The following is a 13,218-nucleotide window of genomic DNA, read 5'->3' as shown; positions in this document are numbered from 1 at the left end:
TGCATGCCTCAAACCCCGTCTACGCTTGCCGATAGCAATGGAGAGTCCCACCCCAACCCGATCGGTGTCGTTATGTTCAATACCCGCTTGAAAACGGAATTACAGGCGCTGAAGTCCGAACTGTCCATGTACGAACAGTTGCAGAAAGGCATCGATGCCTGTCTGGTGCACTTCACCCTCGATGCGCAGTACCGGATTCTCGAAATCAATGACAACGGTTTGCGCATGCTGGGCTACCGGTCGGAGCAGATGTTGGGCAAGTCGCTGGACGATTTCATTCCCAGTTACGTCAAACAGCTGGACTGCTACCGCAACATGCGTGCAGCTGTGCAGAAGGGCGAACCGGTCACCGACACCTATCGCTTCACTCATGCCGACGGCAGCCTGGCGTGGATCCGCGCCGTGTGGCAACCGTTGAGGGATGACAAGGGCCAGCTGATGGCCATTCATTGCGTGGGCTCGAACATCACCGAGGCGGTCGACACGGCCGCCGAGAACGCCGCGTTCATCCAGGCGCTGTTGCGCTCCACCGCAGTGATCGAGTTCGACCTGAGCGGCAACGTGCTCAAGGCCAACGACCAGTTCCTGCGTGGCATGGGCTACAGCCTGGCGCAGATCAAGGGCAAGCACCACAGCATGTTCTGTGATCCGCAGGAAGTGGCGTCGCAGGCCTACAGAGACTTCTGGGGCACTCTCAACCGTGGCGAGTTCGTCGCCAACCGCTTCAAGCGTGTCGATGCCCACGGCCGCCCGGTGTGGCTGGAAGCCACCTACAACCCGGTGCACGACGCCCAGGGCAAGCTCTACAAGGTGGTCAAGTTCGCCACGGTGATCACCGAGCAGGTGGAGCGTGAAGAAGAAGTCAGCCAGGCGGCGAGTATCGCCTATGACATCTCCCAGCGCACCGACGTGACCGCCCGGCGCGGCGCCGAGGTGGTGCAGAACACCGTACAGACCATGCGGCGCATCTCCGAAGAGATGCAGAGCGCATCCACCGGCATCGAAGCGCTGGGCAAGCAGTCGCTGCTGATCAGCTCGATCGTGCAGACCATCGGCGGTATCGCCCAGCAGACCAACCTGCTGGCCCTCAACGCGGCCATCGAGGCGGCGCGGGCCGGTGAGCAGGGGCGTGGCTTTGCGGTGGTGGCCGACGAAGTGCGGCAGCTGGCCGGGCGCACCAGTGCGGCGACCGAGGAGATCGTCAGCGTGGTGCAGCAGAACCAGTCGCTGGCCGACGAGGCCGTGCGCGGTATGGCCAACAGCCGTGGCCAAGCCGAGCAGGGCCTGGCCCTGGCCAACGAGGCCGGATCGGTGATCGTCGAGATCCAGGACGGTGCGCAGCAGGTGGTCAACGCGGTGGGGCGCTTCGCCAGCCAGTTGTAGCACCGGGTAAGCGGCTTCAGCGCGCAGGGGTGAAATGCCTTTCGCGGCTGAAGCCACTGCGCAGATGGCGGGTGCCGACGACGTCCGATTCAGCGACAATGGCGGCTTTTTAGCCGTTCGAGACGTTTCTGATGTCTGTCTTTCCCTCCTGGCGCCAGACACTGGTGGCCGCCCTGGCCGTGTTGCTGGCCGCCTGTGACAACACCGACAAGCCCGCTGAACCCCAGAAGCCCGCCGAACCGCCGCACACCACCTATCGTCAGGCATCCTGGGACGAGCTGCCGGCGGTGAGCGATGCCGACCTGCAAGCCGGTTTCGCCGCCTGGCGCGGCGCCTGCAATCCCCGCCTGAAGAGCGACCCTGTGTGGAGCGCACCCTGCGCAGCGGCGGCGAGCCTGCCAGCAGCGCCCTCGGCGACCGAAATCCGCAGCTTTCTGCAGGGCCAGTTGCAGGTCTACAGCCTGCGCGCCGACGGCGGCAGCCCCGACGGGCTGATCACCGGCTACTACGAGCCGGTCTACCACGGCAGCCTGACCCGCACCGAACAGGCCAAGGTGCCGGTGTATGGCATCCCCGACGACCTGGTGGTGGTCAACCTCGACAGCCTCTACCCCGAACTCAAGGGCAAGCGCCTGCGCGGCCGTCTCGAAGGCCGTGTGCTCAAGCCCTATGACGACGCCGCGACGATCCGCGCCAAGGGCCTCAAGGCGCCAGTGGTCGCTTGGCTCAGCGACCCGATGGACCTGCAGTTCCTGCAGATCCAGGGCTCCGGGCGGGTCAGCCTGCCGGATGGCAGCCAGGCGCGCCTGGCCTATGCCGATCAGAACGGCCACCCGTACCGGCCCATCGGTCGCTGGCTGGTCGAGCAGGGGCAGTTGCCTAAAGAGAAGGTGAGCATGGGCAGCATCGCCGCCTGGGCCAAGGCCAACCCGCAACGGGTGCCGGAGCTGCTGGCCAGCAACCCCAGCTACGTGTTCTTCAACCGCAACCCGGACAGCCAGGAAGGCCCGCGCGGCTCGTTGAACGTGCCGCTGACCTCCGGCTACAGCGTGGCCATCGACCGCAAGGTGATTCCCCTGGGCAGCCTGCTGTGGCTGTCGACCACTCGGCCGGATGACGGCGCGCCGCTGGTACGCCCGGTGGCAGCGCAGGACACCGGCGGAGCGATCGCCGGCGAAGTCCGCGCCGACCTGTTCTGGGGCACCGGCGATGCAGCCGGGGACCTGGCAGGCAACATGAAGCAGAAGGGCAATATCTGGCTGCTGTGGCCCAAGGGCCAGCCGTTGCCGTCACCGTGACCGGCATCGCGCCAACAAAATCGCAGGGCCTGACACTGCCTTCAGGTCCCGCCCGTGGGAGCGAGCTTGCTCGCGAAAGGGCCTGGTGCGGTGTGGCGGCCTTCGCAAGCTTGCTCCGCCAGAAAGCTGGAGTGCGCTATCTGAGCCATAGGAAGGCTTTTATAGCTATCTATATAGCTTGATATCTATATGGATGGCGCTGCGACCTGGCGCCGTGAGGCTCCGTGCAACACGGCCCCTGGCGCACTTTCGTGCAGGCAATAAAAAACCCGCCGAAGCGGGTTCTTTGTCCAAGACCATTCCAACTCCCTGTCAGCAGAGTCCCTTCATGGTCGATCGTCCCTGATCCTGGTGAGCTTCCTGTTCACCAGTGGTTGGATCCGATATTAGGCCTGTGCCTGCAGCCGGAAAATGGCAATTTTCCGCTATCACTTGTAAGCCTTTTGCCATGGCAATGTGAGATGCCTGCACATCGCCCGGTCAGGCCACGGTTGGCCTACATCCCGGCGATGTCTTCCAGTTCGTCAGCGCGCCGCGCGGTGGCGTCGAGTACGCAGGTGGCGCTGTTGAGGCGGTCGATGGTGCCGCCGGTAAGCTGTGCGTACAGGCCGCAGTTGGCGTCGCGGTATTTGATCCACTGGCGCTGCGCCTCGCGCAGCAGGGCCTGCTGGTTTTCCTCGAGGCTGGCCAGGGCGGCCTTGTACTGGGCGTTGAGGCGTGCGTCGTGGCGCTTTAGCTCGGCACCGATGCAACTGACCATCTCGGCAGTCACGCCCCCCGAGGTGTCCATGCAGCGCTCGTAGGTGACGCTGTATTGCGGTTCTTTGGCCTGAGCGGTGTTCAGCAGGGCGGGCAGGGCCAGGGTGGCGAGCAGCAGTGCGCGGGGCAGTGACATAGGTCCCTCTGTCGGTCGGTGGTCGGCGACACAGGATACCGGTTCAGCGCCTGCCGTGGGTTATTCGCAGGGGCCGTCGAGTTGCTTGAGCAACTGGCCGTCCTGCAGCAGGTCGAGGTGCGCCAGGCAGGTCGCGCCGGGTGGCAGGCTCAGCTGCACCAAGGCCGAGGAGGTCTCGCCACTGTGCAGCTCGCCACTCTGGCTGAGGCTGGAAGTGCCGGCGGGGCCGTTCTGGCGCACCGTGAGGCGGTATTGCAGGGTCAGTGCCGGTGGGCTTTCCAGGTGCGGGCGGATCTGCAGCATGTCGCCGACCCGCTGGGTGTCGAGGCTTACGACCAGCTGCGCCAGATCGATCATCGCCTCACCACTGGCGCACGCTGGCGGTGGAGTTGTTGCCGTACTGGGTCACCGAGGCGCTGCCGGAATAGCTGCTCTGCTGCACGCTGGCCTGGTTGCCGTTGCCGTACTGGGTCACCGAGGCCTGGTTCCAGTTGCCGGCCTGCTGCACGCTGGCGACGTTGCCGATGCCGTTCTGCAACACATCGGCCTGGTTGTGCTGGCCGGTCTGGGTGATGGTCAGCTCGTTGTCACGGCCGAGCTGCTGCGCGCTGGCCTGGTTCCAGGCTCCGCCCTGGGTGATCTGCGCCTGGTTGCGCAGGCCGTTCTGCTGCTGTTGCAGCTGCTGGCTGGTGCCGCTCTGTTCGACGCGGGTGGCGTTCCAGCCGCCAGCCTGCTCGATGTTCGCCACGGTGCCGTTGACGATCCCGGCGTAACGCGGCTCGGGGCTCAGGTCGCCGGCCTGGCACAGGCCGCTGAGCATCAGCAGGGTGGCAGCCAGCCAGCGAGTGTTGAAGTGCGATGCCATTTTCAGTGCCGTCCTCGGTTAGCGGTCGGTGCCGGTCAGGGGCATGGCCAGGGTCTGTTCGTCGTAGCTCTTCAGGTAGGCCTGCAGCAACGGCGACTGGATGTCTTCGGGGTTCTTCAGGCGCCAGCTGCCGTCGCGCACACCCTGGGCGACCATGTGCACCAGGGCGGTCTCGATGGCCTCGCGCACGCATTGCTGCACCGGCTCGTTGCGGCTGATGCCGGTTTCCACTTCCAGAAGGTGCTTGAGCGAGACGTACTTGAACACGCCGAAGTCGACCTGCACGGAAAACACCGTTTTGGTGGTGGTGATGCTCTGGATGATCTCGCCGCTGCGGATGTCCACGGCGCGCAAGTTGACCGTCACCTGGTCCTGGCGATACAGCTCCGAGGGGCCGATGCCCAGGTAGCGCACGCCCAGGCCGCCGGTGCGCACGTTGCTTTCGTAGGCGACGATGGCGCCTTCGACGATCAGGTTGGCCGGCCGCAGTGGTGGCAACTGCACCAGGGCCTGGTCCTGAGGCTGCTCCAGGGCGCGGATGATCTTGCGCTCGGTGAGCAGGTCCTGGAGGTTTTCACGCTCCACCGGCTTGAACCACTTCGAATCACGCAGCGCGGTCACCAGCAGCGACGCGGCGCCCTGGGTCACAGCGGTGGAGAACGAACTGTCCGGGGAAGGCTTGTATTGTCCGGTCTGGTCACGCAGGCCATACACCGCCACGGAAATCGGGCCGGCGGGAGCAGGCAGGCTGAGCAGATCGCGGGAAATCTGGGTAGGGGGTGCCAGGGCGGCCGGGTTGAAGGTGGCCGCCGGGCGTGAAGTGGTACAGCCGCTGATCAGCATTACTGCACAAAGGAACAATGGCAATGAGCGGGTGTACATCTTCATGACTCTCCGAAAGGCCCCGCCGACCGGCGGCGGGGCTGCAGCAACGATCAGCGCTGGGTAACGATGGCGGTGTTGCCGGCGCCGCCGGTCTGCACCACGTTGGCGGTCTGGTTGCTGTTGGCCTGGGTCAGCGCCACGACGTTGCTCTGGCCGGCCAGGCCGATACCGCTCTGGTTGACGTTGGCGCTGTTGTTGTAGCCGGTCTGCAGCAGCGAGGCTTCGTTGTAGCTGCCGGTCTGCACGGTGTTGGCGGTCAGGTTGGAACCGTCTTGGGCGATGTCCGACTTCAGCGCGTAGCCGTACGACTGGTTGGCGTTGGCGCTGTTGTTGACGCCGTTCTGGCGGATGTTCGCCGAGCTTTCAGCCACGGAGAGCTGGTTGACGTTGGCGTTGTTGAACATGCCGCCGTTCTGCTTGACCGACGCCGAGTTGTTCCAGCCGCCGGCCTGGCTGACCGAAGCCTGGTTGGTTGCGCCGTAGTTCTGCTCGATGCTGGCGGTGTTGTTGGCGACGGTGTACTGCTGGCTGATCGAGGCCTGGTTGTTGCTGCCCCAGGTCTGGGTCAGGCTGGCGCCGGCGCTGGTGTTGCCGGTCTGGGTGACCGAACCGTTGTTGTTGAAGCCGCCGTTCTGGTTCAGGGTGGCCTGGCTGGAGACGTTGCCCTGCTGGTTGCTCGACGCCTGGTTGCTGATGCCGCTCTGGGTCAGGTTGGCCGCGCTGTTCAGGTTGCCGTTCTGCACGGCCGAGGCGTTGTTGCTCCAGCCACCCTGGTTGATGGTGGCGCCGGTGTTGACGCTGTAGTTCTGGCCGATGCTGGCGACGTTGCGGTAGCCGTCCTGGGCGATGGTGGCGTTCTGTGCGCCGTTACCGACCTGGGTGATGCTGCTGTTGTTGCGGTCACCGTCCTGGCGGGCCACGGCGCTGTTCTGGCTGCCGGTCTGGTTCACGCCCACCTGGCTGCGATTGGCGGTCTGCTGAACGTCGGCACCGTTGTTGGCGCCGGTCTGGTTGATGGTGACCGAGGAGCGATCGGCGCTGACCTGGGTCGAAACGAGGCGGTTGCCCGAACCGTTCTGGTTGGTATTCACAGTGCTGTTATCGGCCAGCGCGGAACCGCTGATGGCGAACAGTACGGCAACGGACAACAAGGCTTTTTGAGCGTGCATGGAAGTACATCCTTTAATTGGGAAGTTATCGTTGTAAGGCAAGTTCGGGTACAGCTGGAAACGCGCATTACAGCATTGCAAGTTCGAGCGGTATTACGGTTGGTTCACTTGAAACTGGGTGGTCTGTCCCGTTCGTTTATCGGTCGTCACGATCTGCAGCAGGCCACCTTGAAGATTGGTGATGGCGATACTGAAGTCGGTGGTTTCCACCACCCCGGGCGACAGTTTGCCGTCCGTGCCGACGATGCTTGAAGTGACCGCCGATGACACACGGCTGAGAATCGCGCTTTGCAACATGCTGTTGAACTGCTCCAGCGAAGACTGCTGGCTGGAAGCGGTCGATTCGGTGAACTTGTTCTGCGCATTGGCCTGGTTGAGCAGCACCGCGCCATTGAGCGGGTTACCGCCGAACGACGGGTTCTGCGGTGTGTACACCAGTTCGCCGGCCTGTACGCTGCCGCACAGGGTCAGAAGCATGCCCAGAGCGATACGCAACATGAGTTCACCTTTCAAAATTCATCTCGCCCGATGTCCGGGTCGCCAAAAAACTGTGCGACCTGGTAGTGCAGGATCGCGTCATACACCTGGGCCGCTGCATTCGCGCCGATCTCCGGGATGAGACTGCGGTTGGGCGGCAGAAACATCTGGAACAGACGGCGGTTGCCGTAATCGACGAATACCTGGCTGCCCAGCCGCGCCGTGGGCCGCTCAGTGATCGAGACACTGAAGCGACCATCGCTGTCCTTGTCGTTCCATGCACTGGCGAAACTGTCGTAGAACGTGCGACCTGCCAGGGTCATGGTCTGCCCGACGACCAGCCCGCCGACTTCCTGGGACAGGGTGCGTGAGGGGCTCAGGGCTGCGCTGCTGCTGACACTCGACTCGGCAAAACCGGGAGACATCAGGCACAACTGCAGGACGCACGCACTCACAATTCGCAAGTCGTTCATGGCATCGGGCTGAATAACGGGTCTATAGGGAGCGTATTTATATCCACCTAATTACAAAGTGCTACTGTTTTTTAGAAAAAATTTAAATTTATTTTTTTGGCGTCAAAGAGGGATTTAAAGGCGGTTTTAATGACTTCCTTTAGTCGTTTTTTCTGACGTCAAAAAAATTTTTCATCACGCAAATAATTGCGAAATAGCCCAAACCAATAAGCTGGCGCCAAATAATTTCCGACGCGCGCTCGGCGTTCTTTTGGGCGAGCGGAAAGAGATCGGCGGGAGAGAGGGGATGGGTGGGAGCACGCGGCTTCCCACCCGACAGGTTCGTTACTTCTTCAGGCCCAGGGTCGGGGTCTCATCGAAGAAGTTCCACGGCTTGAGCAGCACGTTGACCCATTCGGTCGGCATGATCGGCCATTCCTCGGCGCGCGCCACGTGGGTGGTGCCAGTGGTCAGCCAGACCACGTTGTCGGTGTTGTCGATCGGCTGGTTGTTGGCGGTGAACTGCGCCAGTCCGGTGTCCTTCGCCGAGCGGTTGGGGTACAGGCCCTCCGGATAGCGCTCGTTGGGGTCGTAGCGGGTCACCCAGATCTGCTTGCTCATGAAGTTCAGGCGGTTGTAGATCCACTCGTCCTGGCCGAAGTTGGCACCCTGGGCCACCGGATGGGTGCCGCCGGCATAGGGAATCAACTGGTACGACACCGGGTTGCCGAGCTTGTTTTCCTTGTTCGGGTTGCTCAGCAGGCGGATGGTCGAGGGGTCGAATTTCTGCGCCGCCTGCTGTTCGTCCGGCACCGTGCGCTGCTTGACCTGCATGGTGCTGGTGCGCGGCCCGCCCCGGTCGTTGGGCAGCACCACCGGGTTCATTTCCACCAGCGAGTTGTTCTCGCCATCCACGTCCAGGTCGAGGCGGAAGTTGTAGATGTGCTGGTGTGTGGTGCCGACGATGTTGTGGTCGATCAGCGTGCCGTACTGGGTGTCATGGGCGGCGGTCTGGTCGTGCATGGTGCGGCTCTTCACGCCCTTGACCGCCTCGATGCCGGTAGCTCCGGCGTTGATGCCCAGGGTGCCGTTGGGCTGGAAGACCCAGTCGAAGATGTAGTCGTAGTTGCCCACGGTGCTGATCCAGCGCACCACCAGCTCACGACGCTCGGTGCTGACGTTGGGCTGGCCCATTTCCTGGTGCTTGTATTCGGGGCCGGCATAGCGCTCGAAGATCGCCATGGCGCGCGGGATGGTCATTGGTGCGCCGGTGTAGTCGGCGATGGTCGCGTCCAGCAGCACGGCGTTTTCCGGCGCGTCCTTGCCGGGCTGGATCGACGAGGTGAGGGTGCCCATGCCGTACTCGCCCGAGTCCAGATAGGCCTTGAAGTACCAGCCGGTGTCCGGATCGCCGTAGGGCACCACCATGCCGCCGAGGTTGCCCTCGTACATGACCTTGCGTCGGGTGCCACGGTCGTTGTAGCTGACCGTGGAGAGCACCGGCCCCACCCGCGAGTCCAGGTGCAGGTGCAGGTCCCAGTTCTGCCAGTGAATGCTGTTGCCCTTGATGGTGTAGTTCTTGCCCTCCGGTTCGATGATCTGCAGCGGCTTGAGCGCTGTCTGCACCCGGTCGCTGCCGTTGTACGGGCGCGGCGCCAGGGGCACGGGAATCACGCCCTGGTCCTCGATCTTGATGATCTTCTTCTGCTCTAGGTCGACTACCGCCACCAGGTTCTCGATGGGATGCGCCCAGTAGTTGCCGTCGCCCACGTCCTGGTAGGACACCACCTTGAGGAGGCGCTTGTCCTGCTGTAGGCCGTCCTTGTTGTCGAAGTAACCGACAGTCAGGGGCGTGCCGATGACTTTCTTCAGGTCGGTGATGCCGCGCTTGGCCACCGCCTGGGCGTATTCGGGGCTGTTCTCGATCACCGACTGCACGGTGGCGAAGTCATCCAGCAGCACCATGCCATGCGCGCCTTCGATGGGCGTCCAGGACAGCAGTTTCTGGCTGGCCAGGTCGACCCGCGCTTCGATCACATGGGCGCCATGCAGCAGCGTCACGCTGGCCTGGCGTGGCTGGCTTACGGCCTTGCCGGTGAGGGCGAAGGCCCAGACCTGGGCCTTGTCCGGCTCGACCAGGCTGATCTGGCTGAAGCGCAGGTCTGGCAGGTGCTTGTCCGAGGCCTTGATCACCGCCACGGCGCGCTCGATCTCCTGGGCACTGAGCGGGTTGAGCGGGTGTGGTGTGGACTCGACTACGAAGGTCTTGTCCAGGCCCGACTGGAACACCTGATTGATGAAGTCCTTGGCCATGTAGGCGGTCTTGCCCTTGAACACCACCGGCACGCTCAGCTCCAGGCGTTTGCCGTTGAGCTGTGCCACGTGGCTGTCGGGTTTGACCTTCACGTAGGCGCCGCCTTTGGTGATGACGAACAGGCCGGCGTAATCGTCCCATTTCACCTGGGCGCCGAAGGCTTCCAGCGTGGTTTGCAAAGGCACCATCTCGGCCGCCCCGCCATGGGCCAGGGCCATACCCGACAAGGTACAGAGTGCGGCGGCCAGGGCCAGTGTTCTGAAAGTCGTTGTGGTGTTGAGCATGAGTCGGGTCCTCGGCATGACCGTTTTGCAAACGGCTTATGGTTCTTTTGGTAACAGCAACGCCCCCTCTTTTTTGTCTGCCTGCCAGGCACTTGTTTATCCCTGACAGCGCCGGTGACGGACACTTTCAAGTGGGCGATCAATGTTGCCGCGACTCTAATTCAGGCGTTCTTCAGGGCATTAACACAAATTGGCAACTGATCGGCAGCATCGCGCTGAAAGTCCCGTGCCAGATGGGTTTGCGAGGTTCAAAGGCAGAAGATCGCGGGGCACTTCGAGTGATTTCCAGGTTTCATACCGCCGGCACGAGGAAGTACGGCATGGCCGTTGCAGAAACATTGCACAACGTTCGGGAAGTTCTGCGACGAGGGCGCAACTTGAACACATGCGTGCGGCAATGGGTGCACACCACCGACATCTTCGAACATGCCAATGCGCTGCCGGGTTGGCAGCAGTGTTATGACCAGCTCAGCCCCGGCCCGCTGGATGGCTGGCTGAGCACCGCCCAGGCCGACGACGTGCAGGTGTTCCGCGAGCGCTTGAACCGGTCGGTGCTGCAGTCGATTCGCCTGCCTGCGGCGGCGCTGAACATCCTGGTCCCGTTGGCCTGGCCACAGGCCGATGAACACAGCCTCATTTGCGCCCGTCAGCCGAGCCTGCTGCCGGCCCAGGAGCCACTGCGGGTGGTCAGCCCGGCGGGCATGGACGTGCTCTGCCTGTCCATCCCGCTGGCGGCGCTGGCCGGGCTGCTCGACGAAGAACGCCTGTTCAGGTTGCAGTACAACCCGGTCGTGCAGCCCCTGCCGATGCCCGCTGCACGTCTGGCCGCCGACGTTCCACGCCTGCTGGCCATGCTCGACGCGACGTCCACCCTTGGCGTCTCGTGTGCGCAGTCCAAGGCCTGGCTGGTGCTGACCGTCGCCGACTGGCTCGACAGCCTGGCCGGTGAGGCGCCGGTCCTGCCCGCTGCCGGTACGCGGCGTTACATCGTCGAGCGCTGCCATCAGTGGCTGCTGGAGCGGACCGAGCAGCCACCGAGCCTTCTGGAACTGTGCCAGCGCCTGAAGATTTCGCGGCGTACCTTGCAATACAGCTTTCAGAGCGTGGCCGCGGTCAGCCCGGTGCAGTATCTGCGCTCGGTGCGTCTCAACGGTGCACGGCGCAGCCTGCGCCAGGACCCGCAGCAGTGCATCGCCGAAGTCGCCGCGCGCTGGGGCTTCGAGCACCCCAGCTACTTCAGCCTCGAATACCAGAAGCTGTTCGGCGAACGGCCGTCAGGGCTGCGTCGCAACCTCTGAGCGTTTGAAGCACGCCGGCGATCGAGGTACAACGGCACATCGCCAACCGACAACAACAACGCAGCGGGGCTGTAAGACATGGGCATGGCACAGGCCGCACAGGCCGATCGATTCAACGCCTGGCTGCAACAGGTCAACCAGGCCTGTGGCGCTTTCGCCGCACGGCCTCTGGGGCAGACCTGCAACGCGGCCCTGGAAGAGTTTCGCAGCGGTGCGCTGAAGCTGAGCATCGTCGATGTCTGTGGTGCGCAGTTGTATCGCGGGCCCCGTGAACTGAGCCAGGGCGACGACAACCACTACTACGCGGTCTTCCAGCTGCAGGGGCAGGCACGCATGGAACAGGGGACGGACAGCGCCGCCTTGCAGGCCGGCGACATCACGCTGATCGACGCTGCCGTGCCGAGCAACTTCCTGTACAGCGAAAGCTCCCGGCAACTGTCGTTGATCCTGCCCCGCCCGCTGGTCGAGAAAAGCCTGCAGTTCGCCGAGGTGCGCTGCGCCCAGCGGGTGCCCGGACACTCGCCGATCGCCCGCCTGGCCAGCCGGCTGATCGTCGATGCCAGCCGCCAGAGCTGCCTGAGCCTGGCCGAGAGCGAAGCCATCCTGGGCGCCACCCTGGACCTGCTGCGTCCGGCGATCAGCGCCACGCTGAGCGAGACCGACGCGCATGAGCGCCTGCTGCGCAAGGCCCTGGCGCTGATCGACACGCAAATCACCGATGAAGCCCTGGGGCCCGAAAGCCTGGCCCGTGACGTCGGCGTCTCGGTGCGGGGCCTGTACCGCCTGTTTGCCCGCAAGAACCTGGTCGTTGCCCAGTACATCCGTAACCGCCGCCTGGACCTGTGCGCCGAATCGCTGCGCTGTGGCCAGCAGACCCAGAACCTCTCGACCCTCGGCTACGCCTGGGGCTTTTCCAGCTACTGCTACTTCTCCACCGCCTTCAAGGCACGCTTCGGTCTGTCACCCAGCGAGTACCGAAAGCAGCATCGGGGCTGAGGCGCGGCACGCTCACGGCGACGAGTCCGTGGCCAACCCCTCGACCAGCGCCGGGGTGACGTAGTGCGGGCCGTCGAACAGGTACAGCGGGTAGCCGGCGTAGGCGGCCAGTTGCGGACGCAGCTCGTCCAGCGTGGCAGGGCGAAAGCCGCCGCCGAGCTGGGGGCGGAAGGCTTCGGCGATCAGCCGTACCCGCGCTTTGCCCAGGCGCTGGCTGAGCGCGTCGGCGTACTGGCGCGCCACCGGGGCGCTGCGGGCGTACACCCCGACACCGTCTTGGAAGAACACCCCGACATCCGCCGGCAGCCAGCCCTGCAGCCACTCGGCAGTGGCCGCCGGGCCGATGTTGGCGCCGTCGTAGACGCTGATCCACAGCGGCCGCGGCAGCTTGGCCAGCAGTGCCGGCAGCTCCCGGGCGCGGGTCCAGCTGGGGTCGACCTCGGCAGGGAAGTACCAGCCGCTGACCTGCAGCGGCGTCGTCAGCCGCGCCAGCCGCTCGGACAGCGCTGCCAGATGCTCGATGTTGTCCCGCGAGCGGCCTTCACTGAAGTAGCCGGCCAGGCCGAGGATCACCTCCTGGGCCCAGGGCTGGGCGGCGATGCGTGACCAGTCGGGCAGTACCGGGACCTGCGGCAGGCCGGTGCCGGGTATGAACGCCTGGTCGTCGACCACCGTCCACTGCACCAGCAATTCCCGGGCGCCGAGGCGCTGCCAGTCGCCCTGGATGCCCACGGTGGCGTTGTCGGGCTGCCAGACGATACCGGCAATCAACGGCTGCGCCGTTCGCCGGTCAAGCACCTGGAGCGTGCCGGTGCCGAGCACGATGAGGCCCAGCAGTGCCGCCGCCACGAGGCGGGCGCGGGTCGAGAGGCGGGGCAGGAAAGCGGCTAAGGGCATGCATT

13 protein-coding genes and 1 pseudogene are annotated in these 13,218 nt (G+C 64.1%); 5 read left to right on the top strand and 9 right to left on the bottom strand.

From position 1 onward, the window contains the following. Window positions 1-3: 3 nt before the first annotated feature. The 3 genes and pseudogenes from RRX38_RS25210 to RRX38_RS24810 all read left to right on the top strand — a co-directional run. Window positions 4-849, top strand: a pseudogene (locus tag RRX38_RS25210) (PAS domain-containing protein); the annotation flags it as partial. Further along, complete coding sequence (locus RRX38_RS25205) at window positions 829-1,383, top strand: methyl-accepting chemotaxis protein (protein ID WP_410524939.1); 555 nt, start codon at window positions 829-831, stop codon at window positions 1,381-1,383. The pseudogene RRX38_RS25210 and the gene RRX38_RS25205, both read left to right, overlap by 21 nt. Window positions 1,384-1,514: 131 nt before the next feature. Further along, the gene (locus tag RRX38_RS24810; protein ID WP_315962767.1) at window positions 1,515-2,681 is read left to right on the top strand and encodes a murein transglycosylase A; all 1,167 of its coding nucleotides are present in this window, start codon (window positions 1,515-1,517) and stop codon (window positions 2,679-2,681) included. Between the two features lie 496 nt (window positions 2,682-3,177). On the opposite strand, the gene RRX38_RS24805 is transcribed toward RRX38_RS24810, so the two are convergent. The 8 genes from RRX38_RS24805 to tynA form a co-directional block, all read right to left on the bottom strand. Continuing rightward, on the bottom strand, window positions 3,178-3,576 hold the full coding sequence (locus RRX38_RS24805) for a lysozyme inhibitor LprI family protein (protein WP_315962766.1): 399 nt from the start codon (window positions 3,574-3,576) through the stop codon (window positions 3,178-3,180). Window positions 3,577-3,636: 60 nt separating this feature from the next. After that, window positions 3,637-3,933, bottom strand: a complete 297-nt coding sequence (csgH, locus tag RRX38_RS24800) for a curli-like amyloid fiber formation chaperone CsgH (protein ID WP_315962765.1) — start codon at window positions 3,931-3,933, stop codon at window positions 3,637-3,639. A gap of 4 nt (window positions 3,934-3,937) precedes the next feature. Then, window positions 3,938-4,441 (bottom strand): curlin-associated protein, encoded by a 504-nt coding sequence (locus RRX38_RS24795; protein ID WP_315962764.1) that lies wholly within the window; start codon window positions 4,439-4,441, stop codon window positions 3,938-3,940. Window positions 4,442-4,459: 18 nt separating this feature from the next. Continuing rightward, the gene (locus tag RRX38_RS24790) at window positions 4,460-5,323 is read right to left on the bottom strand and encodes a CsgG/HfaB family protein (protein WP_315962810.1); all 864 of its coding nucleotides are present in this window, start codon (window positions 5,321-5,323) and stop codon (window positions 4,460-4,462) included. 53 nt (window positions 5,324-5,376) lie between these two features. Then, window positions 5,377-6,495, bottom strand: a complete 1,119-nt coding sequence (locus RRX38_RS24785; protein WP_315962763.1) for a hypothetical protein — start codon at window positions 6,493-6,495, stop codon at window positions 5,377-5,379. Between the two features lie 93 nt (window positions 6,496-6,588). Next, window positions 6,589-6,993, bottom strand: coding sequence for a curli assembly protein CsgF (locus RRX38_RS24780; RefSeq protein WP_315962762.1), 405 nt, complete (start codon window positions 6,991-6,993; stop codon window positions 6,589-6,591). A gap of 11 nt (window positions 6,994-7,004) precedes the next feature. Beyond that, window positions 7,005-7,397: a CsgE family curli-type amyloid fiber assembly protein gene (locus RRX38_RS24775; protein WP_315962761.1), complete on the bottom strand. Its 393-nt coding sequence runs from the start codon at window positions 7,395-7,397 to the stop codon at window positions 7,005-7,007. 372 nt (window positions 7,398-7,769) lie between these two features. Next, window positions 7,770-10,022 (bottom strand): primary-amine oxidase, encoded by a 2,253-nt coding sequence (gene tynA, locus RRX38_RS24770; RefSeq protein WP_315962760.1) that lies wholly within the window; start codon window positions 10,020-10,022, stop codon window positions 7,770-7,772. Window positions 10,023-10,399: 377 nt separating this feature from the next. Here tynA and RRX38_RS24765 point away from each other — a divergent pair, with 377 nt between their 5' ends. Together RRX38_RS24765 and feaR are read left to right on the top strand one after the other, a co-directional pair. Beyond that, window positions 10,400-11,320, top strand: coding sequence for a helix-turn-helix domain-containing protein (locus RRX38_RS24765; protein WP_315962759.1), 921 nt, complete (start codon window positions 10,400-10,402; stop codon window positions 11,318-11,320). Between the two features lie 78 nt (window positions 11,321-11,398). Then, window positions 11,399-12,316 carry a transcriptional regulator FeaR gene (gene feaR / locus RRX38_RS24760; RefSeq protein ID WP_315962758.1) on the top strand — a complete coding sequence of 306 codons (918 nt, stop codon included), beginning with the start codon at window positions 11,399-11,401 and terminating at the stop codon, window positions 12,314-12,316. A 12-nt stretch (window positions 12,317-12,328) separates the two neighbouring features. On the opposite strand, the gene RRX38_RS24755 is transcribed toward feaR, so the two are convergent. Beyond that, window positions 12,329-13,213 (bottom strand): hypothetical protein, encoded by an 885-nt coding sequence (locus tag RRX38_RS24755; RefSeq protein WP_315962757.1) that lies wholly within the window; start codon window positions 13,211-13,213, stop codon window positions 12,329-12,331. Window positions 13,214-13,218: the final 5 nt, after the last annotated feature.

Source organism: Pseudomonas sp. DTU_2021_1001937_2_SI_NGA_ILE_001, from assembly GCF_032463525.1.
Lineage (GTDB): Bacteria > Pseudomonadota > Gammaproteobacteria > Pseudomonadales > Pseudomonadaceae > Aquipseudomonas.
This window is presented reverse-complemented; position numbering and strand designations above follow the sequence as displayed.